Source organism: Enterovirga sp. (assembly GCF_028290205.1).
Taxonomy (GTDB): domain Bacteria; phylum Pseudomonadota; class Alphaproteobacteria; order Rhizobiales; family Beijerinckiaceae; genus Enterovirga.
The window spans coordinates 25,468-47,400 of the sequence record NZ_JAQGKF010000220.1; the positions used below are offsets into that span (position 1 = coordinate 25,468).

Annotated in this window: 23 protein-coding genes; 13 read left to right on the forward strand and 10 right to left on the reverse strand. The window is 70.4% G+C overall.

Annotated features, from left to right (window positions below):
* Positions 1-52 precede the first annotated feature (52 nt).
* Positions 53-1,033, forward strand: coding sequence for a tripartite tricarboxylate transporter substrate binding protein (locus JWR86_RS15245; RefSeq protein ID WP_299567128.1), 981 nt, complete (start codon positions 53-55; stop codon positions 1,031-1,033).
* Positions 1,034-1,048: 15 nt separating this feature from the next.
* On the opposite strand, the gene JWR86_RS15250 is transcribed toward JWR86_RS15245, so the two are convergent.
* Positions 1,049-1,519: an Lrp/AsnC family transcriptional regulator gene (locus JWR86_RS15250; RefSeq protein ID WP_299567130.1), complete on the reverse strand. Its 471-nt coding sequence runs from the start codon at positions 1,517-1,519 to the stop codon at positions 1,049-1,051.
* 123 nt (positions 1,520-1,642) lie between these two features.
* Here JWR86_RS15250 and JWR86_RS15255 point away from each other — a divergent pair, with 123 nt between their 5' ends.
* Entirely contained in the window at positions 1,643-4,039 is a 2,397-nt protein-coding gene (locus JWR86_RS15255; RefSeq protein ID WP_299567132.1) for a transketolase, read from the forward strand.
* A gap of 67 nt (positions 4,040-4,106) precedes the next feature.
* Positions 4,107-4,442 carry a hypothetical protein gene (locus JWR86_RS15260; protein WP_299567134.1) on the forward strand — a complete coding sequence of 112 codons (336 nt, stop codon included), beginning with the start codon at positions 4,107-4,109 and terminating at the stop codon, positions 4,440-4,442.
* 3 nt (positions 4,443-4,445) lie between these two features.
* On the opposite strand, the gene arfB is transcribed toward JWR86_RS15260, so the two are convergent.
* Both arfB and ubiG read right to left on the reverse strand, forming a co-directional pair.
* Positions 4,446-4,871 carry an alternative ribosome rescue aminoacyl-tRNA hydrolase ArfB gene (gene arfB, locus JWR86_RS15265; RefSeq protein WP_299567136.1) on the reverse strand — a complete coding sequence of 142 codons (426 nt, stop codon included), beginning with the start codon at positions 4,869-4,871 and terminating at the stop codon, positions 4,446-4,448.
* Positions 4,868-5,614, reverse strand: a complete 747-nt coding sequence (gene ubiG / locus JWR86_RS15270) for a bifunctional 2-polyprenyl-6-hydroxyphenol methylase/3-demethylubiquinol 3-O-methyltransferase UbiG (protein ID WP_299567190.1) — start codon at positions 5,612-5,614, stop codon at positions 4,868-4,870. Before ubiG ends, arfB begins: the two co-directional genes overlap by 4 nt.
* 190 nt (positions 5,615-5,804) lie before the next feature.
* On the opposite strand from ubiG, the gene JWR86_RS15275 reads away from it, so the two are divergent.
* The 3 genes from JWR86_RS15275 to prfA all read left to right on the forward strand — a co-directional run bounded on the left by JWR86_RS15275 (position 5,805) and on the right by prfA (position 10,470).
* Entirely contained in the window at positions 5,805-7,046 is a 1,242-nt protein-coding gene (locus JWR86_RS15275; protein ID WP_299567138.1) for an aspartate kinase, read from the forward strand.
* Positions 7,047-7,114: 68 nt separating this feature from the next.
* On the forward strand, positions 7,115-9,388 hold the full coding sequence (gene ptsP, locus JWR86_RS15280; protein WP_299567140.1) for a phosphoenolpyruvate--protein phosphotransferase: 2,274 nt from the start codon (positions 7,115-7,117) through the stop codon (positions 9,386-9,388).
* Positions 9,388-10,470, forward strand: coding sequence for a peptide chain release factor 1 (prfA, locus tag JWR86_RS15285; RefSeq protein ID WP_299567142.1), 1,083 nt, complete (start codon positions 9,388-9,390; stop codon positions 10,468-10,470). The genes ptsP and prfA overlap by 1 nt, the downstream gene beginning before the upstream one ends.
* On the opposite strand, the gene JWR86_RS15290 is transcribed toward prfA, so the two are convergent.
* Entirely contained in the window at positions 10,467-11,549 is a 1,083-nt protein-coding gene (locus JWR86_RS15290; protein ID WP_299567144.1) for a putative zinc-binding peptidase, read from the reverse strand. The two genes, prfA and JWR86_RS15290, sit on opposite strands and share 4 nt — an antisense overlap.
* 109 nt (positions 11,550-11,658) lie before the next feature.
* Between JWR86_RS15290 and JWR86_RS15295 the strand changes: the two genes are divergently transcribed.
* Positions 11,659-12,480: an alpha/beta hydrolase gene (locus JWR86_RS15295; RefSeq protein ID WP_299567146.1), complete on the forward strand. Its 822-nt coding sequence runs from the start codon at positions 11,659-11,661 to the stop codon at positions 12,478-12,480.
* 16 nt (positions 12,481-12,496) lie between these two features.
* Here the strand turns inward: JWR86_RS15295 and JWR86_RS15300 are convergent, their stop codons facing one another.
* Positions 12,497-12,781 (reverse strand): hypothetical protein, encoded by a 285-nt coding sequence (locus JWR86_RS15300; protein WP_299567148.1) that lies wholly within the window; start codon positions 12,779-12,781, stop codon positions 12,497-12,499.
* A gap of 169 nt (positions 12,782-12,950) precedes the next feature.
* Between JWR86_RS15300 and JWR86_RS15305 the strand changes: the two genes are divergently transcribed.
* The gene (locus tag JWR86_RS15305) at positions 12,951-13,253 is read left to right on the forward strand and encodes a hypothetical protein (RefSeq protein ID WP_299567150.1); all 303 of its coding nucleotides are present in this window, start codon (positions 12,951-12,953) and stop codon (positions 13,251-13,253) included.
* A 63-nt stretch (positions 13,254-13,316) separates the two neighbouring features.
* Here the strand turns inward: JWR86_RS15305 and JWR86_RS15310 are convergent, their stop codons facing one another.
* Complete coding sequence (locus JWR86_RS15310; protein ID WP_299567152.1) at positions 13,317-14,159, reverse strand: tetratricopeptide repeat protein; 843 nt, start codon at positions 14,157-14,159, stop codon at positions 13,317-13,319.
* A gap of 91 nt (positions 14,160-14,250) precedes the next feature.
* Positions 14,251-14,541, reverse strand: coding sequence for a 30S ribosomal protein S21 (rpsU, locus tag JWR86_RS15315; RefSeq protein ID WP_299567154.1), 291 nt, complete (start codon positions 14,539-14,541; stop codon positions 14,251-14,253).
* A 230-nt stretch (positions 14,542-14,771) separates the two neighbouring features.
* On the opposite strand from rpsU, the gene JWR86_RS15320 reads away from it, so the two are divergent.
* Positions 14,772-15,350 carry a hypothetical protein gene (locus tag JWR86_RS15320; protein ID WP_299567156.1) on the forward strand — a complete coding sequence of 193 codons (579 nt, stop codon included), beginning with the start codon at positions 14,772-14,774 and terminating at the stop codon, positions 15,348-15,350.
* A gap of 13 nt (positions 15,351-15,363) precedes the next feature.
* Here the strand turns inward: JWR86_RS15320 and truA are convergent, their stop codons facing one another.
* Genes truA through JWR86_RS15335 form a run of 3 tightly spaced genes read right to left on the reverse strand, consistent with a single transcriptional unit; the run spans position 15,364 to position 17,551 of the window.
* Positions 15,364-16,104, reverse strand: a complete 741-nt coding sequence (gene truA, locus JWR86_RS15325; RefSeq protein WP_299567158.1) for a tRNA pseudouridine(38-40) synthase TruA — start codon at positions 16,102-16,104, stop codon at positions 15,364-15,366.
* Entirely contained in the window at positions 16,104-17,033 is a 930-nt protein-coding gene (gene fmt / locus JWR86_RS15330; RefSeq protein ID WP_299567160.1) for a methionyl-tRNA formyltransferase, read from the reverse strand. The genes truA and fmt overlap by 1 nt, the downstream gene beginning before the upstream one ends.
* Positions 17,030-17,551 (reverse strand): peptide deformylase, encoded by a 522-nt coding sequence (locus tag JWR86_RS15335; RefSeq protein ID WP_299567162.1) that lies wholly within the window; start codon positions 17,549-17,551, stop codon positions 17,030-17,032. Before JWR86_RS15335 ends, fmt begins: the two co-directional genes overlap by 4 nt.
* A gap of 207 nt (positions 17,552-17,758) precedes the next feature.
* Here JWR86_RS15335 and JWR86_RS15340 point away from each other — a divergent pair, with 207 nt between their 5' ends.
* From JWR86_RS15340 to JWR86_RS15355, 4 genes are read left to right on the forward strand one after another with little or no spacing between them, the layout of a single operon-like run.
* Positions 17,759-19,216 (forward strand): carbohydrate porin, encoded by a 1,458-nt coding sequence (locus JWR86_RS15340; protein WP_299567164.1) that lies wholly within the window; start codon positions 17,759-17,761, stop codon positions 19,214-19,216.
* Between the two features lie 2 nt (positions 19,217-19,218).
* The gene (locus JWR86_RS15345) at positions 19,219-20,157 is read left to right on the forward strand and encodes a metal ABC transporter substrate-binding protein (RefSeq protein ID WP_299567166.1); all 939 of its coding nucleotides are present in this window, start codon (positions 19,219-19,221) and stop codon (positions 20,155-20,157) included.
* A gap of 8 nt (positions 20,158-20,165) precedes the next feature.
* Positions 20,166-21,074, forward strand: coding sequence for a manganese/iron ABC transporter ATP-binding protein (locus JWR86_RS15350; RefSeq protein ID WP_299567168.1), 909 nt, complete (start codon positions 20,166-20,168; stop codon positions 21,072-21,074).
* On the forward strand, positions 21,071-21,928 hold the full coding sequence (locus tag JWR86_RS15355) for a metal ABC transporter permease (RefSeq protein WP_299567170.1): 858 nt from the start codon (positions 21,071-21,073) through the stop codon (positions 21,926-21,928). Before JWR86_RS15350 ends, JWR86_RS15355 begins: the two co-directional genes overlap by 4 nt.
* Positions 21,929-21,933 lie beyond the last annotated feature (5 nt).

Consider the following 21,933-nt stretch of genomic DNA (forward strand, 5'->3'; position numbering starts at 1 on the left):
ACGCGTCACGTTTGGACGGACGGCTTTGGGCCGTCACAGGGAGCAGAACACGATGAGGCTGTTGAAGCTGGTCGTCGGCGCCGCGTTCGGCGCCCTCGTGGCCGTCACCGGCGCCCATGCCCAGGACGAGGCGGCCGCCTACCCGAACCGGGCCATCAAGATCGTGGTGCCGTTTGCGGCCGGCGGCACGACGGACGTGCTGGCCCGGCTCATCGGCCAGAAGATGACGGCCGAGTGGGGCCAGCCGGTCGTGATCGAGAACCGGGGCGGCGCCGGTGCGACGCTCGGCGCCGACGCGGTCGCGAAGTCGACGCCCGACGGCTACACGCTGCTGATGGGCGCGACGCATCACAGCATCGCCCAGAGCGCCTACGCCAAGCTGCCCTACCACATCGGCCGGGACTTCGCGCCCGTCACCGTTGTGGCGCTCGTGCCCAACATGGTGGTGGTCAATGCCAAGGTCCCGGCCAAGACCATCGAGGAGTTCATCGCGCTCGCCAAATCGAAGCCGGGAGAGCTGAACTACGGCACGGCAGGGGCCGGCACCGCCCATCACCTGATCGGCGAGATGTTCAAGCTGAAGACCGGAACGAACCTCGTTCACGTGCCCTATCGGGGCAGCGCGCCGGCCGTCACCGACCTCATGGCCGGGCAGGTTCAGGTGATGTTCGACACGGTGACCTCGGGCCTGCCGCAGGTAAGGGAGGGCAACATCCGCGCCCTCGCGGTGACCACGGCCAAGCGCTCCTCGGCCTTGCCCGACGTGCCGGCCCTCGGCGAAAAGGCCCTGCCCGGCTTCGACGTCGGCACCTGGTTCGGCATCCTGGCCCCGGCCGGCACGCCGCCTGCGATCGTGGCGAAGCTGCATCGCCAGATCGCCGCCATCGTCAACGCCCCCGAGATGAAGGCCCGCCTTCTCGAACTCGGCTCGGAGCCGGTTGCCAACACGCCGGCCGAGATGGCGGCTCAGATCAAGCAGGAGCTCGAGACGTTCGAGGGCATCATCAAGCAGATCAACCTCGTCATCAACTGAGGCCGCGGTTGCCGCTCAGCCGAGCGGCACCGCCGTCGAGCGCTTCACCTGCCCGAGCGCGAAACTCGTCTCGATGGACGCCACGCCGTCGAGACGGGTCAGCTTGTCCTTGAGAAAGCGCTCGTAGGAGGCGAGGTCCTTCACGACGATGCGCATGAGGTAGTCGCGCTGCCCGGTCATCAGGTAGCAATCGGCGACTTCCGGCCAGCGCGCCACCGCCTTGCCGAAGCGGTCGAGCTCCTCCTCCCGCTGCCGTTCCAGCTTGATGGACGCGAAGGCGCTGATCGGCAGGCCGACCTCGGCCTCGTCCACCAGCGCCACATAGCCCCGGATCACGCCGGCCTGTTCCAGGAGCCGCACGCGCCGGGCACAGGGTGAGGCCGACAGCCCGACCCGCTCGGCCAGTTCCTGCACGGTGAGGCGCGCATCGACCTGCAGGGCGGCCAGGAGCTTGCGGTCGATCTCGTCGAGATCACGTTTTGGCATGAACTGACTCCTCCACCCGCGTTGTTAGCACAACCGGCTACGTAGTGCCGCCCGGAAGGGGCGTCTTTGGCTGCCCTGCTCCGTGCCGGAATGGTATCGAATCCAGGCGCACGAGACCCGCCCATGCCCGCTCCCGCCGTCGATTCCCGTCTGCCCATCCTGGCCGAGCTCGGGCGCAAGATCCTCTGGCTCTCGACCTGGACGATCCACCACGCGAACCACCTGCGGCCGTCGACCGACGGCCTCAAGGTCGGCGGCCACCAGGCCTCCTCGGCCTCGCTCTCGACCATCATGACGGCGCTCTACCTCGCCGTGCTGCGGCCGGAAGACCGGGTCGCCGTGAAGCCGCATGCCAGCCCGGTCTTCCACGCCATCCAGTACCTGTTCGGCCGCCAGACCCGGGAGAAGCTGGAAGCCTTCCGGGCCTATGGCGGGGCGCAATCCTACCCGTCCCGCACCAAGGACACCGACGACGTCGACTTCTCGACCGGCTCCGTCGGGCTCGGCGTGGCGCAGACGCTCTTCGCCAGCCTGGTGCAGGATTACGTGCGGGCTCATGGCTGGGCCGGCGAGCGCGCCGAAGGCCGCATGATCGCGCTGCTCGGCGATGCCGAGATGGACGAGGGCAACATCTTCGAGGCGCTGCTGGAGGGCTGGAAACAGGGTCTCCGGAATTGCTGGTGGATCATCGACTACAACCGCCAGAGCCTCGACGCGGTGGTCCGCGAGGGCCTGTTCGACCGCTTCGAGGCGCTGTTCGCGGCCTTCGGCTGGGACGTGGTGGTGCTCAAATACGGCTCGCTCCAGGACGCGGCCTTCGCCGAGCCCGGCGGGCAAAGGCTTCGCGCCTGGATCGATTCCTGCCCGAACCAGCTCTACTCGGCGCTGACCTTCCAGGGCGGCGCGGCCTGGCGGCGCCGGCTGATGGACGACCTCGGCGACCAGGGCGACGTCTCGGCGCTGATCGGGCGGAGGACGGACGACGAGTTGCAGGCGCTGATGAGCAATCTCGGCGGCCATGACCTCCCCAACCTCGTCCAGGCGTTCGAGCGCATTGATCACGACCGGCCGGTGGTCTTCATCGCCTACACGATCAAGGGGTTTGGGCTGCCCCTGGCCGGCCACAAGGACAACCATGCGGGCCTCCTCACGCCGACCCAGCTTCAAGGCTTCCAGGCCAGCCTGAACATCAGGCCCGGCCATGAATGGGACCGCTTCGAGGGCTTGCCGGGCGATCCCGAGCTGTACGAGCGCTTTCTCGGCGAAGTGCCGTTTTTCCGGGAGGGCGCCCGCCGGCACGAGTCCGCCGCCATCCCGGTGCCGGAGCGCTTCGCGGCGCCGACCCAGCCCACCATCTCCACCCAGCAGGGTTTTGGGCTGATCCTGAACGAGATCGGCCGCACCGACAGCGAACTCGCCGCCCGCATCGTCACGACCTCGCCCGACGTCACCGTGTCGACCAATCTCGGCGCCTTCGTGAACCGGCGCGGGTTGTTCGCCCGGGCCGAGATGAAGGACCTGTTCCGGTCCGAACGCATCCCGTCGACCTTTTCCTGGGATTTCGGCCCCAAGGGCCAGCACATGGAACTCGGCATCGCCGAGATGAACCTGTTCCTGATGCTGTCGGCGCTGGGCCTGTCGCATTCCCTGTTCGGCGCCCGGCTGCTGCCCATCGGCACGCTCTACGACCCCTTCATCTCGCGCGGCCTCGATGCCCTGAACTACGCCTGCTACCAGGATGCCCGCTTTCTGCTCGTGGCGACCCCGTCCGGCGTGGCGCTGGCGCCCGAGGGCGGCGCCCACCAATCCATCGGCACGCCCCTGATCGGCATGTCGCAGGACGGGCTCAGCTCCTTCGAGCCCGCCTTTGTGGACGAACTCGCCGTGGCCATGCGGTGGGCCTTCGTCCACATGCAGCGGGAGGGCGAGCCCGGGCCGCTGGACGATCCGGATGAGCGGGGTGGCTCGGTCTACCTGCGGCTTTCGACCCGCAGCCTGGCCCAGCCCCAGCGCGAGATGACGCCCGAGTTCGAGGCCGACATCATCGCGGGCGCCTACTGGCTGCGGAAGCCCGGCCCCAATGCCGAGATCGTGGTCGCCTACCAGGGCACGCCCGCCCCCGAAGCCATCGCGGCCGTGGGCATGATGGGGGAGGACCGCCGCGACGTCGGCCTTCTGGCCGTCACCTCCGCCGACCGGCTCCATGCCGGGTGGAGCGCCGCCACCCGGGCCCGCGAAAACGGGTTCGTGGGCGCGCGCTCGCATGTGGAGCGGCTCCTCGCCGACCTGCCGCGCCATTGCGGGCTCGTCACCGTGATCGACGGCCACCCGGCCACCCTGTCCTGGCTCGGCTCGGTCGGCGGACACCGGGTGCGAGCGCTCGGGGTGGAGCGCTTCGGCCAGACCGGCACCGTCGACGACCTGTTCCGGCATAATGGGTTCGACGCCGAGGGCATCGCGCGGGCCGCCGAAGCCATCGCGCCGGGCCGGCCGCTGCGGCATCTCAGGCGGGTCGGCTAGCGCCGCTCGCCTTGGCGGACCGGGCCCTTGCCGCTACCAGTGATGGCGCCTGCCGTGAGGTCGTGTCGTGCTTCGATCCATCGTGTTCGCCGGTCTCGTCGCGGCCAGCCCCGCGCTCGCCCAGACCTATCCGTTCGAGGGCCGCTGGCGGCAGGGCGCCAACACCTGTGACACGGGCCTCGTGCTCACCGCCACCACCATGCGCTACCTGGCGGCCGGGGGCGGCTGCCGCCTCACGGGCGTGACCCGGCAGACCAGCACGACCTTCGGCTACGCGGCGCAGTGCAAGGACGGCACCGGCGCCTATGCGACCTCGGGCACGATCGAGATGTCGGGTCCGAACAGGTTCCGGCTGCGCGACAAGCTGATGGGCGGACAGGTCGACACCTTCGACCGCTGCTGAGGCTCAGCCCTCTGCGTCCGGGCGGCCCGAGCGCAGGGATTTCACGCGGCCGCGCTTTTCCTTGCCTTCCAGGCGGCGCTCCTTGGAGCCGAGGGTCGGCCGGGTGGGGCGGCGCACCTTGGGCACCAGCGTCGCGGCCCGGATCAGCTCCAGGAGACGCTCGAGCGCATCCGCCCGGTTGCGCTCGCGGGTGCGAAACCGCTGCGCGTCGATCACGATGACGCCGTCCTGCGTCATGCGGCGCCCGGCCAGCGTCTTGAGCCGGAGCTTCACGCCCTCGGGCAGATTCGGTGAGCCGGCCGCGTCGAAGCGCAGCTCCACCGCCGTCGAAACCTTGTTGACGTTCTGTCCGCCCGGCCCCGAGGCCCGGACAAAGCTTTCCCCGATCTCGCTCTCGTCGAGGGCGATCCGGCCCGTCACGGGAATCATCGCGGCTTCTCGGCCGCCGCCAGGTAGTTCACGGCGATGTCGTCCGAGAGCCGCCACAGGTTGCGGAGCGGATCAAAGACCATGCCGCGGGTGCGAAACCCCGTGAGCCCGGCCTCCCGCACGGAGAGGCGCAGCTCGTCCGGCCGAATGAAGCGCTCCCAGTCATGCGTGCCCCTGGGCAGCCAGCCGAGCACGTATTCCGCGCCCACGATGGCGAGCGCGAAGCTCCGCAAGGTGCGGTTCAGCGTGGCCAGCAGCAGGAGCCCGCCCGGCCGCAGCGCCTGGGCACAGGAGGCCACGAACCGGGCCGGATCGGCCACGTGCTCCAGCACCTCCATGCTGACCACGAGGTCGAATCGCTCGCCCCGCGCGACGGCCGCCTCCACGGTCTCGGCCCGGTAGTCGATCGCGAGGCCGGCCCCCTCCGCGTGCCGGCGGGCGGCCGCGATCGTGGCTTCGGCCGGATCGAGCGCCGTCACGGCGCCGCCGAGCCTGGCCAGTGGCTCCGACAGGAGGCCGGCACCGCAGCCAGCGTCCAGCACGTCGAGGCCTTCGAGGGGAAACGGCGTCTTGGGGTCGCGCTCGAAATGAGCGCAGCATTGGTCGCGCAGCCACTGGAGCCGCACCGGGTTGATGCGGTGCAGGGGCTTCATCGGCCCCTCCGGATCCCACCAGTCGCGCGCGATGCGGTCGAACTTGTCGACCTCGGCCGCCACCACGGAGGGCTGCGCCGCCGTCACGATGGAGAGCCCGGCAGGCTGGGAGACGGGCCGGGAGCCCGGCCCGGCCTTGCCCAGGAAGGAGGTGCGGCCGGAGCCCGGCCGGGTCCGCCATGACGCCGATGCGTTGACATGGCCGAAGCATACGCGATACCGCCCGGCCGATCGACACTCCCCGCCGATTCCCCGACAGCTCAGACCTCCCCGCCCGTCGATGCCCCGTCTTGTCATGAAGTTCGGCGGCACGTCGGTCGCCAATGTGGACCGGATCCGCAACGTCGCCCGCCACGTGGCCCGCGAGGTGCGGGCCGGCTACGACGTCGCCGTCGTGGTCTCGGCCATGTCCGGCAAGACCAACGAGCTCGTGGGCTGGGTGCGCGACGCGAACCCGCTCTACGACCCGGCCGAATACGACACGGTCGTGGCCTCGGGCGAGCAGGTCACCTCGGGCCTTCTCGCCATCGCGCTGCAGAAGGACGGCATTCCGGCCCGCTCCTGGCAGGGCTGGCAGGTGCCGATCCACACGTCCGACCAGCACGGCTCCGCCCGCATCGCGGCGATCGATGGCGCCGCCATTCTGGCCCGCTTCGAGGCGGCCCGGGAGGTTGCCGTGGTGTCGGGCTTTCAGGGCGTTCACCCCGAGACCGGCCGCATCACGACCCTCGGCCGGGGCGGATCCGACACCAGCGCGGTGGCCCTAGCTGCAGCCCTCGGGGCGGAGCGCTGCGACATCTACACGGACGTCGACGGGGTCTACACGACCGATCCCCGGGTGGTGCCGCGCGCGCGGCGGCTCGACCGGGTGGCCTTCGAGGAGATGCTCGAAATGGCATCCCTCGGCGCCAAGGTGCTGCAGGTGCGCTCTGTCGAGCTCGCCATGGTGCACCGGGTGCCGACCTATGTGCGGTCGTCCTTCGACGACCCCGACCACCCCAAGCCCGGCACGCTCATCTGCGACGAGGAGGACATCATGGAGAACCCCGTCGTCACCGGCATCGCCTTTTCGCGCGACGAGGCCCAGATCACGCTGCGGCGGGTGGCCGACAAGCCGGGCGTCGCGGCTGCCATCTTCGGTCCGCTCGCGGACGCGAACGTCAATGTCGACATGATCATCCAGGTTGTGTCCGACGACGCGGCCACCACCGACATCACCTTCACCGTGCCGTCGGCCGATTACGAGCGCTCCCGGGCCCTGCTCGAGGAGAACAAGGACCGAATCGGCGCCGCCGTGATCCAGGGTGCAACGGACGTCGTGAAGGTGTCGGCCATCGGCGTCGGCATGCGGTCCCATGCCGGCGTCGCGTCCCGGGCCTTCAAGGCCTTGGCCGAGAAGGGGATCAACATCCGGGCGATCACAACTTCTGAGATCAAGTTCTCGGTCCTGATCGACGCCGCATATACCGAGCTTGCGGTGCGAACGCTCCACTCGCTATACGGCCTCGACGACAAGGCCTGAGCCCACCAGGGCGGACGGGCTCGCCGCCGCGCTCTCCGGCCCGCGGCCTCCTCGTCACGGGAAGATCGATGCCAGGTGCTCCGGGAGGTCCGCGCGTGCTCCTGCGCCGCCTCCGCGAAGTCATGGCGGAGCCGGTGGCAGCACAGGCGCGTCTTGACCGCATCGTGATGCTGATCGCCGCCAACATGGTGTCGGAGGTCTGCTCGCTTTACGTGATGCGGTCTGACGAGGCGCTGGAGCTCTACGCCACCGAAGGGCTCAACCGTGAGGCGGTCCACCAGACCAAGCTCCGGTCGGGCGAAGGCCTGGTCGGCCTGATCGCCCGCAGCGCGGAGCCGCTGGCGCTCTCGGACGCGCAATCCCACTCGGCCTTCGCCTACCGGCCGGAGACGGGCGAGGAGGTCTATCACGGCTTCCTCGGCGTGCCGGTTCTCAGGGCGGGCAACACGCTCGGCGTCCTGGTGGTTCAGAACGCCGCCCATCGCCACTACACCGAGGAGGAGGTCGAGGCCCTCCAGACCACCTCCATGGTGCTGGCCGAGATGATCGCCTCGGGCGAGTTGCGCTCGCTCGGCGAGCCCGGCACCGAAACGGCGGCCCGCCGGCCGCTCCAGTTCCGTGGCGTCCCGCTCGCCGACGGGCTCGGGCTCGGCCATGTGGTGCTGCACGAGCCGCGCGTGGTGGTGAAAAACCTCATCGCGTCCGACATCGACCACGAGATCGCCCGGCTCAACGCCGCCATTGCGGATGTGCGCTCCTCCATCGACGAGATGCTGGAACGCGGCGACATCGCCCATCAGGGCGACCACCGGGACGTGCTCGAGACGTTCCGCATGTTTGCCAACGACCAGGGCTGGCTGCGCCGCCTGGGAGACGCGGTCCGGACCGGCATCACGGCGGAAGCCGCGGTGGAGCGGGTGCAGTCGGACAGCCGCGCCCGCATGATGCGGTCGACCGACCCGTATTTCCGCGAACGGCTGCACGATCTGGACGACCTGGCCAACCGCCTGCTCCGCCGGCTGGTCGGACGCGACCTGATCGCCTCGCACGACGCGCTGCCCGAGAACGCGATCCTGGTCGCCCGGATGATGGGGCCGGCGGCGCTGCTCGATTACGACCGCTCGCGCCTGCGAGGCCTCGTGCTCGAGGAGGGCGGCGAGACGAGCCACATCGCCATCGTGGCCCGGGCGCTCGCCATTCCGGTCGTCAGTGCGGTCGAGAATGCCAGCTCGGTCGTGGAGACGGGCGACGCCATCATCGTGGACGGCGACACCGGCGACGTGCAGATCCGGCCGCCGCCGGATGTCGAGGCCTCCTACGCCGGCAAGGCGCGCCTGCGGGCCCGCCGGCAGGAGCAGTACCGCCGTCTGCGCCACCTCCCTTCGGTCACCCGCGACGGGGTCGAGATCGTGCTGCAGCTCAATGCCGGGCTGCTGGTCGACCTGCCGCACATGGCCGAGACGGGCGCGGCCGGGATCGGCCTGTTCCGGACCGAGCTGCAATTCATGATCGCCGAGCGCATGCCCTCGGCCAAGGATCAGCAGCGTCTCTATGCCGACGTCCTGACGGCGGTCGGCGACCGGCCGGTGACCTTCCGATCGCTCGACATCGGCGGCGACAAGCTGCTGCCCTACATGCCGCGCGTCGACGAGGAGAATCCGGCGATCGGCTGGCGCGCCATCCGGATCGCGCTCGACCGGCCGGCCCTGCTGCGCATTCAGGCTCGCGCGCTGCTGAAGGCCACGGCGGGCCGCGAGCTGCGGCTGATGTTCCCGATGGTCGCCACCCGGACCGAGTTCGAGCGCGCCCGGAGCCTGGTCGAAGGCGAGATCGAGTACCTGCGCCGGACCGGCCACCCGCTGCCGTCGCAGATCTCGCTCGGCGCCATGGTGGAGGTGCCTTCGCTCTTGTTCGACCTCGACGGCATCGCCCGGTCCGCCGACTTCCTGTCGATCGGCTCGAATGACCTCATGCAGTTCCTGTTCGCGGCCGATCGTGACAACCGGCTTGTGTCCGGCCGCTTCGACGCGCTGAGCTTGCCGTCGCTGCGCGCGCTAAGGCTGATCGCGGACGAGGCCGGCAAGGTGGGCTGCCCGGTTACGGTGTGCGGCGAGCTCGCCGGCCGGCCGCTCGAAGCCATGGCGCTCATCGGCCTCGGCTATCGCCGGCTGTCGATGTCGGCGGCCGCGATCGGCCCCGTGAAGGCGATGCTGCTGGCGCTCGAAGCCTACCCGCTCGAGGCCCTCCTGGCCGAGGCCTTGGCGACGGGCGGGGATCCGGCCGGCGAAAGCCTGCGGCCGGCCCTCGCGCGCTTCGCTGCCGACCATGCGATTCCGGTCTGATGCCCGCACCGCCGGCCCATAAGCTCGACGCCATCCTGGCGCGGCACGCCATCGTGACCGCGACCCTGAACGGGGCGCCGGACCCGGACAGCTTCGTGGCCCTGTCGCGCGAGCTCGCCGAGCTCGACCCCGTGGTGCAGGCCGTCCGGTCGTACCGGATCGCCCTGGACGAGGTCGTCGGCATCGATGCGATCATCGAGGAGGCCGGGCTCGCCCCCGAGATGCGGGCCATGGCCGAGGAGGAGCGGCCCGCCGCGGTCGCGGCCGCCGAGGAGGCCGCCGCCGCCCTCAACCTGCTGCTCCTGCCCAAGGATGCCGCCGACGAGCGCAGCGCTATCCTGGAGGTCAGGGCCGGAACCGGCGGCGACGAGGCGGCCCTCTTCGCCGGCGACCTGTTCCGGATGTATGCCCGCTATGCCGAGCTGAAGGGCTGGCGTGTCGAGGTGCTGAGCGAAAGCGAGGGCACGGCGGGCGGCCTCCGGGAGGTCGTGGCCGAGATCAAGGGCCGCGGCGTGTTCGCCCGGCTTCGCTTCGAATCGGGCGTACATCGCGTGCAGCGGGTGCCGAGCACGGAGGCGCAGGGCCGCATTCACACCTCCGCGGCCACCGTCGCGGTGCTGCCGGAAGCCGAGGAGGTCGACGTCGCGATCAACGAGGCGGATCTCAAGATCGACACGCTGCGGGCCCAGGGCGCCGGCGGGCAGCACGTCAACAAGACCGAATCGGCCGTGCGCATCACCCACCTGCCGTCCGGCATCGTGGTGTTCGTCCAGGACGAGCGCTCGCAGCACAAGAACCGGGCCCGGGCCATGAACCTGCTGCGCTCGCGCATCTACGACCAGGAGCGGTCCCGCAAGGACGCCGTCCGGGCCGCGGACCGCAAGTCGCAGGTCGGCTCAGGCGACCGCTCGGAGCGGATCCGGACCTACAACTTCCCGCAAGGTCGGGTCACGGACCACCGCATCAACCTGACCCTCTACCGGCTGGAGGAGGTCATGGCCGGCACAGCCCTCGACGAGGTGGTCGATGCGCTCACGCGCGAACACCGGGCCGCTTTGCTGGCCGCCGAGGGCCTGAGCTAGGGGCTGCCCTCTGCAGGCCGTCGCCGCCGCACCAGCCGGTGGATGAAGCCGAGCTTCTCGATCACCACCGGCGTCAGCACGAACGGGTAGAGGTCGTGCTGCCCCATGCAGCGGTTGACCGAGTTCAGCGCAAAGGCGAGCGGGATCCAGCGATCTACGAGGCCGCGGATGTCGGGCACGTCGTAGACCTCCACGTCCGCCGTGGCCGCCAGACTGTCCGCGCCCTCGATGCGGGGTGCCACGCTCATGCCGAAGGCGCGGGCCATCTCGAGCGAATCGACGATGTGCAGGTAATGCGCCCAGGTCTCCGCAAAGTCCTCCCAGGGGTGGGTCGTGGCATAGGCCGACACGAAGCTGTTCCGCCAGTCGGCCGGCGGGCCCTCCCGGTAGTGGCGGTTCAGCGCCTGCCCGTAATCCTGCCGATCGTCCCCGAACACCTCCCGGCATTCGGCCAGCGCGCCGCCGTCCCGCACCAGCACGTCCCAGTAGAGATGGCCGACCTCGTGCCGGAAATGGCCGAGCAGCGTGCGGTAGGGTTCGCCCATGGCCGCCCGGCGTCGCTCACGCTCGGCATCGTCCGCCTCAGCCAGGGCGATCGTGATGAGGCCGTCGTCGTGGCCCGTCATCACCTTGGGCCCGTCCGGAAGCGGCGCGTCGGCCAGGAAGTCGAAGGTCAGCGGCTCGCGGCTCTCGCCAAAGGCCGGCCGGGGCAGGTCCAACCGGAGCAGGCCGTAGAAGAGCCGGTGCTTGGCCGCCTCGATCCTCCGCCACGCGGCTTCCGCGCCGGGCTGGCTCAGGTTCGGCACCGTCCGGTTGTGCCGGCAGGCAAGGCAGAACCCGGCCGAGCTGTCAGCCGGAATGAGCCAGTTGCACACGTCGTGCTCGGCATTGGCGCAGAACCGGTACTGCCCGCCGATCTCGGCCCGCGCCTGCCAGACCCCCTGCCGCTCGGGGATTGGCTCCAGTGCCGACAGCACGTCCGCCTCCGGCACATAGCCGAGCCGGCGGCCGCAATTCTCGCAGCGGGTATTCTCGAAATGGAGAAGTTGCCCGCAGCACGGGCATTTGAACAGCTTCATCGGGGAACGAACCGCTCTGTCGCAGTCGCCCGGACAATGGAGGCTGCGGACCATTGTTCCCGGCCGGCCTCACCGTATGTGTGACGGATCGGGGGGGTCGTCGTCGCCTATGCGCATCCTTGCCGGCGTCGTCGTCGTAGTGGCGCTGCTCTACGTCCTGCTGGTCGCGCTGCTCTATGTGGGCCAGCGCCGGCTGCTATTTCCGGCCGGTGGCGTGCGGGCAAGCGCGGCCGAGGCCGGCCTCGCCCCGGCCATCTCGGACCTCGTGCTTCGGACAGAGGACGGCGAGCACCTGGTGGCCTGGTGGAAGCCGCCGGAGCCCGGCCGGGCGCTGCTGATCTACTTCCACGGCAATGGCGGCTCGCTCTGGAACCGGCGCGAGCGGGCCCGGGCGCTCACGGCCGACGGGCGCGGTCTCCTTCTGGTGAGCTACCGCGGCTATTCGGGCTCCACCGGCACGCCGAGCGAAGCCGGATTGCGGCGCGACGCGGAGGCGGCCTACCGCTTCGTGGCCGGCTATGAGCCGCGCCGCATCGTTCTCTACGGCGAGTCCCTCGGCACCGGCGTCGCGGTCTGGCTCGCCGCCCATCGCCGGGTCGGAGGGGTGATCCTGGACGCGCCGTTCACGTCCATCGCCGACGTGGCGCAGCCGCTGTTCCGCATCATCCCGGTCGGGCTGCTCCTGCGCGACGAGTTCCGGTCGCTGGATCGGATCAGCGAGATCGGGGCGCCGCTGCTGGTGATGCACGGAGAGCGCGACGGCGTGATCCCGATCGCGCTGGCGGAAAGGCTGTTTGCCGCCGCCCGGGAGCCAAAGGTATTTCTCCGGCTGCCGGACAGCGACCATGTCAGCGTGCTGGAGGGTGGCGGGCTCGGGGCCGTCCGCACGCTCCTGGATGACGTCGAAGCCCGCCTGCCGGCCCCGCCCTGAAGGCCGGCGCGGCGCCTCAGCAGCGGTCGCGGCAGAGCTGCCCGGCGGCGTGGGCGGCCGCGATGCAGATCGGAATTGCGGGCCCGGACAGGGCCGCGCAGGCGGCCACCGCAGCGGCTTCCGCGATGCTGCAGGCCGCCGTGCAGAACGGGTTGGCCGCGATGGCTTCGGTGGCTCTCGCGCCCTCGACCGGCACGAACGTGTGCTGCGCCTTGAAGAAGCTGTCCGTGATGTCCTGGATCTTCTTGCGGTCGGCGTCGCTGATCCCGGACCACTCGGTTGAGTTCACCTCGATGTTCATGTCACGGCCTCCCGAAGCCCTCCCGGGCGGCGCCATTCAGGCAGCAGACAGGCCTAAACACAACCTCTAGTTTTGTTATGTGTTGACGGCACGCAGCCGCTGTGGCCAGTTTTGCCCTGCCGCTGGCCGACCCGGCCGGGGTCGGTGAGACCGGCAGGGAGGACCAGCCATGGATATCGTGGTTCCGCGGGAGCACTGGGACAGCCTGACGGAGGACCAGCGGCAGGAGGTGACGACGACGCTGCAGGCGAGCGGCGCCCTGCAGCGAGGGGACCGCATCGTGGCCGGGGACGTGGAATTACAGTTCGCCCCCGAGGCACAGATCATGGCGGACGGGCCGTGCCAGGCGGCCTGCACGGCGGCCTATGGCCGGGCGACTCGCCTTTGCACCCTGCTGCCGCACCCGGCCGCGAAGGCGGCCTGCTATGCGGGCGCGATGGCCGTCTACGCGGTCTGCTTGAGAAACTGCTGACCCGTTACGGGCCGCGTTCGGGCCCGGGCCTCACCCGGTTCCGAAACAGGTCACGTGGCCCGCTCAGCCGACCCGGCTGAGCCCGGCCCTGGCGGTGGCGTTGCCGCTCTCGATGCCGGTCGCCCGCTGGTAGCTCTCGGCGGCGTCCTGCCGGCGGCCCATCTTCTCGAAGGCGAGGCCTCGCTGAGCCCAGGATTCAGCGTCGCGGTTGTTGATGTTGAGCGCGGCGTTGAAATCCTCGACCGCCTTGTCGAACTGCCCAAGCGCGATCAGGCTCTGCCCGCGCCCGGCATAGGGCGCCGCCACATAGGCGTTGCGGTCGATGGCGGCGTCGAAGTCGATCACGGCTTCGCGGTGGCGGCCCATGCGCTGGTAGACGAGGCCGCGGGCATGAAGCGCTTCGGCCGATTCCGGCGTCAGCCGGATCGCCTGCGTCAGATCCGAGAGGGCGGCGTCGAAATTCGACTGCACGCGGTAGAGATTGGCGCGGCCGACAAAGGCCGGGCCGTAATTGCCATCAGCCTGGATGGCGCGCGAGAAGTCGGCCAGCGCGGCATCGTTTCGGTTCGTCTGCCGGTAGGCCAGCGCCCGATTGGTGTAGGCCGGGGCGTTGTTGGGATCGATCTGGATCGCCTTGGTGAAGTCGGCGATCGCGTCCGTGTAGCGCCCGGCCCTGGCATAGGCCGCGCCACGGGTGTTGTAGGCCGAGGGCTCGTTCGGGTTGCGGCTGATGACGTCGGTCAGCGACTCGATGTTGACCGAGGTCGAGCCGGTCTTGTCCTCGCCCTCGAGCACGGCCACGCCCGGGCCGGGCCCGGCGACCCGGCCGGCCGTGTCGCACCCCGCGAGGCCGATCCCCAGGACCAGCGCCACCAAGGCGGCCTTACGGCCTTCCGCAACCCCCATCAAACCTGCTCCCGTGCTGCCCCGACCGGCGCCGGAAGGTGGGGGTGCGTTGTTACCAAAGGCTGAAGAGGCCAGCCCAAACCCTGCGACATCAAGTCGGAGCGACTGCCGGCGCAGCCGGTTGGGCGCCACCGCGGCCGGGCCCGCCGAGACGCGGCACAGGCTTCGGCTTTGCCGGCAGCAGGCCTTCCCGCTGCATGCGCTTGCGGATCAGCTTGCGGGCGCGGCGGACGGCCTCGCCCTTTTCCCGCGCCCTCTTCTCGGATGGCTTCTCGTAATGTCCGCGCAGCTTCATCTCTCGGAAGACGCCCTCGCGCTGGAGCTTCTTCTTGAGGGCGCGCAGCGCCTGATCGACGTTGTTGTCCCGAACGAGAACCTGCACGCGTCGTCTCTCTGTCGCCTCGAATGCTGAGTTCAGCGCCTGAATGTGGAAGTGGTCACGGGCGCCGCACCGGGAGCACCTTGGAACCAATCCCGTCGTTACCAGATTGGGGGACACCTGTCCACGGCCGGACCCGTCCTGCGCCGCCCGGGTTGACCTTCGACCAAAGTCGTAGATGATCGGGGTCGGGAGACACCTGGGGGCACGTTCACGTCAGAGCGGGACAGGCCATGGTCAATGCCGACGAGTTCAGCCGCTCGCTGCGCGGCCTCTCAGATTTGCTGAATCGCCGGGCGGAGGGCCTGGCGCAGTTCGAGCTCAGCCTCCCGGCCTTCTGGCGCTCCTTCGCGGCCGTCCTGCTGACCGCACCGGCCTATGTGGTCGAGCTCGCCCTCGTGCGCCGAAACGTCGAAGGGGCGGCGGTCGGGCTGTTCGACGATCCCGGGCTGGCGCTGCTGGTCGGGGCCGGCCACGTGCTGGCCTTTCTGGCCCTCCCGGTCGCGATGATCTTCGTGGCGCGGCGGCTTGGGCTCGGGCACCGCTACGTGCCCTTCGTGATCGTCACGAACTGGCTGCAGGTCTTTGCATCCCTGGCCCTGGCCGTGCCGGGCGCCTTGCTGGTGCTGGGCTGGGAGACACCGGCACTGACGGCCCTGTTCACCCTCGCCTTCACGACCATTGTGCTGCACGTGCAATGGTTTGCGACCCGGGTGACGCTGCAGGTCGGCGCGCTCGCGGCGGCGCTGGTGACCGCGCTCGGGCTGGCGCTGTCGGTCGGCTCGACCGCCCTGGTCCAGGCGCTCGCCTGAACCCGAAAACCCGTCAGGGGTAGTCGACGCCGACCAGGGCCAGCCCTGCCGCCGGCGCGAGCGGGCCGCAGCGGGCGCGGTCGCGCGCCTCCAGCGCCTCCCGGACCTCCATGACGCGCCAGCGGCCGGAGCCCGCCTGGACCAGCGTTCCGACGAGGGACCGGACCTGGCTGTGCAGAAAGGATCGGGCCGCGGCGTCGATCCGGATCTCGTCCCCGTGCCGGGCGACGTCGAGCTGCTCGAGGGTTCGGACAGGGCTGTCGGCCTGGCACTCGGCGGCCCGGAAGGTGGTGAAGTCGTGCCGCCCGACCAGGAGCTGCGCCGCCTCGTGCATCGCGCCCGCGTCGAGCAGCCAGGGCAGGTGCCAAACCCGATTGCGATCGAGGGCCGGCGGGGCGCGCCGGGTGAGGATGCGGTAAAGGTAGCGGCGCCGAATGGCCGAGAAGCGGGCGTGAAACGTCTCGGGCGCGATCTCGGCCGACACCACGGCCACGGGCAGCGGCCTCAGATGGGCATTGGCCGCATCCCGGACCGTGTCCGGCCGCAGCGGCTTGGCGATGTCGACGTGAACCACCTGCCCGCTGGCGTGCACGCCCGCATCGGTGCGGCCGGCGCAGTGCACCCGCACGGTCTCGCCGGCGAAAGCCGCAATGGCGGTCTCCAGCGCCTCCTGGACAGAGGGGCCGTTGCGCTGGTGCTGCCAGCCCGAAAACCCCGTGCCGTCATATTCGACGACCAGCCGGTAGCGGGCCATCAGAGGAGCGCGTCGCCGGGACGCAGGCGGGTTCCGCGCCAAAACGCCTCGGCGTCCACCGGCCCCCGGCCGGCCCGCTGCAGCCGCAGAGGCCGGACCGCCTCGTCCCCGCACGCGACGGCCATGCCGTCCAGCAGCGTCCCCGGCGCGCCATTGCCGGGGACCCGCTCGGTCTGAAGCAGCTTCACCCGCTCCGGCCCGCCCCCGAGATCGGCCTCGAAGAAGGCGCCGGGCCAGGGCGCGAGCCCGCGCACGTGGTCGTGGATGCGGGCCGCCGGCCAGGTCCAGTCGAGCCGGGCTTCCTCGTTGGTGATCTTGCTGGCGTAGACCACGCCCTCGGCGGGCTGGGCTGCGAAGGGGAGCCCGCCCGTTTCCAGCCGCTCGAGGGCCTCGACGGCGAGCCGCGCGCCGAGCCGGCTCAGCTCGTCGTGCAGTTCGCCGGTGGTCGTGTCGGGTCCGATCGGCAGCCGCGCCTCCAGCGCGACCGGACCGGTGTCCAGCCCCGCCTCCATCTGCATCACGCCGATGCCGGTCTCCCGGTCGCCGGCCATGACGGCGCGGTGAATGGGCGCGGCCCCGCGCCAGCGCGGCAGCAGCGAGGCATGGAGGTTGAGGCAGCCGTGCCGTGGCACGGCCAGGATGGTGGGCGGCAGGAGCAGGCCATAGGCGACCACCACGGCGACGTCGGGGGCGAGCGCCTGCAGCCGGGCCACTTCCTCGGGAGCGCGCAAAGTCGGGGGCGTGTGAACCGGGAGCGAGCGGGCGAGCGCGGCGGCATGGACGGGGCTCGGCCGTTCGCGCAGGCCGCGGCCCGAGGCTGTCGGGGCCTTGGTGAAGACGGCCACGACGTCATGGCCGGCAGCCGCGATCGCCTCCAGCGTGGGGACGGCGAAAGCCGGAGTCCCCATGAAGACGACCCGCAAGGTCATGCGTCCTCGGCTTCGCGCCGTGCCGCCTTCTCGAACTTCTTGATGGCCCGCGAACGTTTCAGACGCGACAGGTGGTCGATGAACATGACCCCGTTGAGGTGGTCGATCTCGTGCTGGATGCACGTCGCCAGGATGCCGTCGGCCTCCTGCTCCACAGACTCGCCCTCGAGCGTGCGGTAGCGGTAGCGGATGCGGTCCGGGCGCTCCACCTCTTCGTAATATTCCGGGATCGACAGGCAGCCTTCCTCATGCACCCGACGCTCCTCCGAGCTCCAGGTGATCTCAGGATCCACGAGGACCACCGGACAACGCTCCTCGTCCTTCTTGGCGAGGTCGATCACCACCAGCCGCTTCGCGATCCCGATCTGGATGGCCGCGAGCCCGATGCCGGGCGCGTCATACATGGTGTCGAGCATGTCGGCCGCGAGCGCGCGGGTCTCCGCCGTCACGGGCCCGACAGGCTCGGATACCAGCCGGAGCCTCGGATCCGGGAGCTTCACGAGGGTCCTGATCGCCATGCCGGGGCAGATAGGATGCGGCCGCCGGAGGGTCAATCAAGGGCCGGCAACGCTGAAGCTATGCAGTTCAGCCTGTTGACGGGATCATAGCACGTGCTATAGTCAGCGGAACGGAAATGATCGCCCATGCTCGGAGAGCTGCCCCCTAGGCTCGGTCTCGGTGCTGCCGGCCCGGTTAAAACCCGGCCTGGGCGGGGCCGTTGCCGGGTGCGCGGGCCCCTGGCCGGGGCCACGTTCCTGCTGCTCGCCGGCCCCGTCGCAGCCCAGACGCTGGGCCAGGCCGGCAATCGCGCCGATCCCGGACCGGCCGATCTCCCCGCCCAGGCCGCCAGCACCGGCCAGCCGGCCGAGCCGGACAGTCAGGGCTCGATCTCGACATCGCTGCCGGCCGCTCTCGCCGATCCGGCCGGCCTGCGGAGCACGCTGAAGGCCGCCGGCATCACCTCCCGGCTGATCTATATCGGCGAGGGGTTCGGCCTCGCGCGGGGCGGCATCCGCCGCGGCGGCAGCTACCAGGGCCGCCTGGAGTGGCAGCTCGACGCCGATCTCGACACGCTCGCCGGCCTGTCCGGCCTGGCCCTTCACGGCAACCTGTACCAGATCCACGGCCACGGCCTATCGGGCTGCTGCCTGGGCAATCTCTTGACGACCAGCAGCATCGACGCCCTTCCGGCCACGCGCCTGTCCGAGCTCTGGGCCGAGCAGAAGCTCTTCGACGACAAGGTCGCGATCCGGGCCGGGCAGCTCGCCGCCGATGCCGAGTTCCTGGTCAGCGACTATGCCGGCCTGTTCGTGAACGCGACCTTCGGCTGGCCCGGCATCGCGGCCGCCAACCTGCCGAATGGCGGCCCCGCCTACCCGACCGCGACACCCGGCATCCGGCTCAAGCTCGCACCGGCCGATCAGGTCGCCGTGATGGCGGCCGTGTTCAACGGCGATCCGGTCGGGCCCGGCGGCCAGAGCCCGCCGCAGCGCCGGGACCGGTCGGGCTTCGAGTTCCGGACGTCGGATGCGGCGCTGCTGATGGGCGAGGTCGCCTACGGCTACGGGCAGGCGGGAGCGGAGCCGCGGCTGCCCGGCACCGTGAAGCTCGGCGGCTGGCACCATCTCGGCCGCTTCGGCGACCAGCGCACCGGCACCGACGGGCTGTCGCTCGCCGATCCGAATTCCGGCGGCATCGCCCGCCGGCTCTCCGGCAATTCGGGCGTCTACGGCGTCGTCGACCAGCTCCTCTACCGTGTCCCCGGCACGGCCGATGGCGGGGTCGGGATGTTTGTCCGGGCCTCCGCCTCGCCGGGCGACCGCAACCTCGTGTCCGCCTATCTGGACGGCGGCATCACCTTCAAGGGCCTGCTGCCGGGCCGCCCGGCCGACACGTTCGGCGTCGCGGCCGGCTATGCGGCGATCTCGCCTCAGGCCCGCGGGCTGGACCGCGACGCCCAGCTCTTCGGGGCGGCAGCCGGCGCGCCGTTCGGCCCCCGGCGCAGCCGCGAGGCCGTGATCGAGGCCACCTACCAGGCCCAGATCGTGCCGGGCTTCACCATCCAGCCCGATGTCCAACACGTGATCCGGCCCGGCGGCAACGTCGCCAACCGGCGCGATCCGAACGGGGCTCCGGTCCGCAACGCCACGGTCCTGGGGCTCCGGGCGTCCCTGCGCTACTGACCATGTCCGTCTCTCCCCGCCTCCCCTCGCTCCTGGCGCCCCTGTGGCCTGGCCGAACCCGCCGCCTGGTGCTGGCCGCGGCGCTGGCCACGTTGTGCTCGGCCGTCCCGGTCGCCGCGCAGGACAAGCTCAAGGTCGTCACCACCTTCACGGTCATCGCCGACATGGCCCGCAACGTGGCCGGCGAGGCCGCGACGGTGGAATCCATCACGCGGCCGGGGGCGGAGATCCACAATTACGCGCCGACGCCCGGCGACATCCAGCGCGCCCAGGGCGCCAAGCTGATTCTGTGGAACGGCCTCAGCCTGGAGAGCTGGTTCCAGCGCTTCTTCCGCAATCTCAGGGACGTGCCGAGCGCGGTCGTCTCGGACGGCGTCCAGCCGATCGGCATCGGCGAGGGGCCCTATCGGGGGCGGCCGAACCCGCATGCCTGGATGTCGCCCACCGACGGCCTGCGCTATGTCGACAACATCCGGGACGCGCTCGCCGCCGCCGACCCGGCCCAGGCCGAGACCTACCGGGCCAATGCCGAGCGCTACAAGCAGCGCATCCGCGACGCGGTGGAGCCCATCCGCCGCCAGCTCGACCGGATCCCGGAAGCCGAGCGCTGGCTCGTGTCGAGCGAAGGCGCCTTCAGCTACCTGGTCCGCGATTTCCGGATGAAGGAGATCTATCTCTGGCCCATCAACGCCGACCAGCAGGGCACGCCGCAGCAGGTCCGGCGGGTGATCGATGCGGTCCGGCGGAACAAGATCCCGGTCGTGTTCAGCGAGAGCACCGTATCGCCCGACCCTGCCCAGCAGGTCGCCCGCGAAACCGGCGCCCGCTACGGCGGCGAGCTCTACGTGGATTCGCTCAGCGAGCCGGACGGGCCCGTGCCGACCTATATCGACCTTCTCCGGGTGACGACGGAGACGATCGCCAGGGGCTACGGCCGGTGACCCAGTCCATGCGGACGCCTGACGCCGCCGGCATCACGGTCCAGGGCGCGACCGTCACCTACCGCAACGGCCACACCGCGCTGCGGGACGCGAGCTTCGCCATCCCGACCGGCACCATCACGGCGCTGGTGGGCGTCAACGGCAGCGGCAAGTCCACCCTCTTCAAGGCCATCATGGGCTTCGTCCGGCTCGCCCGGGGGGAGATCCGGGTGCTGGGCCAGCCCGTGCACACGGCGCTGAAACAGAGCCTCGTCGCCTATGTTCCCCAGAGCGAGGAGGTCGATTGGACCTTTCCGGTTCTGGTCGAGGATGTGGTCATGATGGGCCGCTACGGCCGCATGAACGTGCTGCGCATCCCGCGCGGCCCGGACCGCGAGGCGGTCACGACCGCGTTGGAGCGGGTCGGCATGACGGCCTACCGCAAGCGCCAGATCGGCGAATTGTCCGGCGGGCAGCGCAAGCGCGTGTTTCTGGCCCGGGCCCTGGCCCAGGACGGCCGGGTGATCCTGCTGGACGAGCCCTTCACGGGCGTGGACGTGCGCACGGAGGAGAGCATCGTCGGGCTGCTGCGCGACCTGCGGGCGGAGGGCCGGGTGATGCTCGTCTCCACCCACAATCTCGGCTCCGTGCCGGAATTCTGCGACCGCACCGTGCTGCTGAACCGGACCGTGCTGGCCTATGGACCGACCGCCGAGACCTTCACGCAGGAGAACCTCGAGCGGACCTTCGGCGGGGTTCTGCGCCACTTCGTGCTGAACGAGCGCGAGGGTGGCCGGCCGCATCCGGTCGGCGTGTTCACGGACGACGAACGGCCCTTCGTGCTCTACGGCAACCGGGGCACCGAGCCGGGCGGGCTCGCCGAGCCGGACCGGCCGCCCGTGAGGGCGCGTGAAACGGCGGCAGAGCCTGGCCCATGACGGTGCTGCTGGAGCCCTTCGGCTACCAGTACATGGTCAACGCCATCTGGGTGTCGGCCCTGGTGGGCGGCGTCTGCGCCTTCCTGTCCTGCTACCTGATGCTGAAAGGCTGGTCGCTGATCGGCGACGCGCTGTCCCATGCCATCGTACCTGGGGTCGCGGGCGCCTACATGCTGGGCCTGCCCTTCGCGGTCGGCGCCTTCTTCTCCGGCGGCCTCGCGGCCGCCAGCATGCTGTTCCTCCAGAACCGGACGAAGCTGAAGGAGGACGCCATCATCGGCCTCATCTTCACGTCCTTCTTCGGGCTCGGCCTGTTCATGGTGTCGCTGCGGCCGACGGCCGTGAACGTGCAGACCATCATCCTGGGCAACGTCCTGGCCATCACACCGGGCGACACCATCCAGATCGCGGCCATCGGGGCCGTCAGCCTCGCGGTCCTGCTGCTCAAGTGGAAGGACCTGATGGTGACCTTCTTCGACGAGAACCACGCCCGCGCCGTGGGTCTCAACCCGCGGCTCCTCAAGGCGGTGTTCTTCACCCTGCTGGCCGCCTGCACGGTGGCCGCGCTGCAGACGGTGGGCGCCTTCCTGGTCATCGCCATGGTGGTGACCCCCGGCGCGACCGCCTACCTGCTGACCGACCGTTTCCCCCGTCTGATCGCGATCAGCGTGAGCATCGGCGTTCTGACCAGCGCGGTCGGCGCCTATGCGAGCTTTTTCATGGACGGTGCCACGGGCGGCATCATTGTCGTGCTGCAGACCACCATCTTCCTGATCTGTTTCGTGGCAGCGCCCAAGCATGGGCTGCTCGCCTCGCGGCGCCGGGCCGCCGAGGCCCTGCGGGCGGGAGCGTGAGCGGC

Coding starts and splice junctions, on each gene's coding strand:
- JWR86_RS15245 (WP_299567128.1), top strand. CDS start 53: ATGAGGCTGTTGAAGCTGGTCGTCGGCGCCGCGTTCGGCGCCCTCGTG.
- JWR86_RS15250 (WP_299567130.1), bottom strand. CDS start 1,519: ATGCCAAAACGTGATCTCGACGAGATCGACCGCAAGCTCCTGGCCGCC.
- JWR86_RS15255 (WP_299567132.1), top strand. CDS start 1,643: ATGCCCGCTCCCGCCGTCGATTCCCGTCTGCCCATCCTGGCCGAGCTC.
- arfB (WP_299567136.1), bottom strand. CDS start 4,871: ATGATTCCCGTGACGGGCCGGATCGCCCTCGACGAGAGCGAGATCGGG.
- JWR86_RS15275 (WP_299567138.1), top strand. CDS start 5,805: ATGCCCCGTCTTGTCATGAAGTTCGGCGGCACGTCGGTCGCCAATGTG.
- ptsP (WP_299567140.1), top strand. CDS start 7,115: ATGCCAGGTGCTCCGGGAGGTCCGCGCGTGCTCCTGCGCCGCCTCCGC.
- prfA (WP_299567142.1), top strand. CDS start 9,388: ATGCCCGCACCGCCGGCCCATAAGCTCGACGCCATCCTGGCGCGGCAC.
- JWR86_RS15290 (WP_299567144.1), bottom strand. CDS start 11,549: ATGAAGCTGTTCAAATGCCCGTGCTGCGGGCAACTTCTCCATTTCGAG.
- JWR86_RS15295 (WP_299567146.1), top strand. CDS start 11,659: ATGCGCATCCTTGCCGGCGTCGTCGTCGTAGTGGCGCTGCTCTACGTC.
- JWR86_RS15300 (WP_299567148.1), bottom strand. CDS start 12,781: ATGAACATCGAGGTGAACTCAACCGAGTGGTCCGGGATCAGCGACGCC.
- JWR86_RS15305 (WP_299567150.1), top strand. CDS start 12,951: ATGGATATCGTGGTTCCGCGGGAGCACTGGGACAGCCTGACGGAGGAC.
- JWR86_RS15310 (WP_299567152.1), bottom strand. CDS start 14,159: ATGGGGGTTGCGGAAGGCCGTAAGGCCGCCTTGGTGGCGCTGGTCCTG.
- JWR86_RS15320 (WP_299567156.1), top strand. CDS start 14,772: ATGGTCAATGCCGACGAGTTCAGCCGCTCGCTGCGCGGCCTCTCAGAT.
- truA (WP_299567158.1), bottom strand. CDS start 16,104: ATGGCCCGCTACCGGCTGGTCGTCGAATATGACGGCACGGGGTTTTCG.
- fmt (WP_299567160.1), bottom strand. CDS start 17,033: ATGACCTTGCGGGTCGTCTTCATGGGGACTCCGGCTTTCGCCGTCCCC.
- JWR86_RS15335 (WP_299567162.1), bottom strand. CDS start 17,551: ATGGCGATCAGGACCCTCGTGAAGCTCCCGGATCCGAGGCTCCGGCTG.
- JWR86_RS15345 (WP_299567166.1), top strand. CDS start 19,219: ATGTCCGTCTCTCCCCGCCTCCCCTCGCTCCTGGCGCCCCTGTGGCCT.
- JWR86_RS15350 (WP_299567168.1), top strand. CDS start 20,166: ATGCGGACGCCTGACGCCGCCGGCATCACGGTCCAGGGCGCGACCGTC.
- JWR86_RS15355 (WP_299567170.1), top strand. CDS start 21,071: ATGACGGTGCTGCTGGAGCCCTTCGGCTACCAGTACATGGTCAACGCC.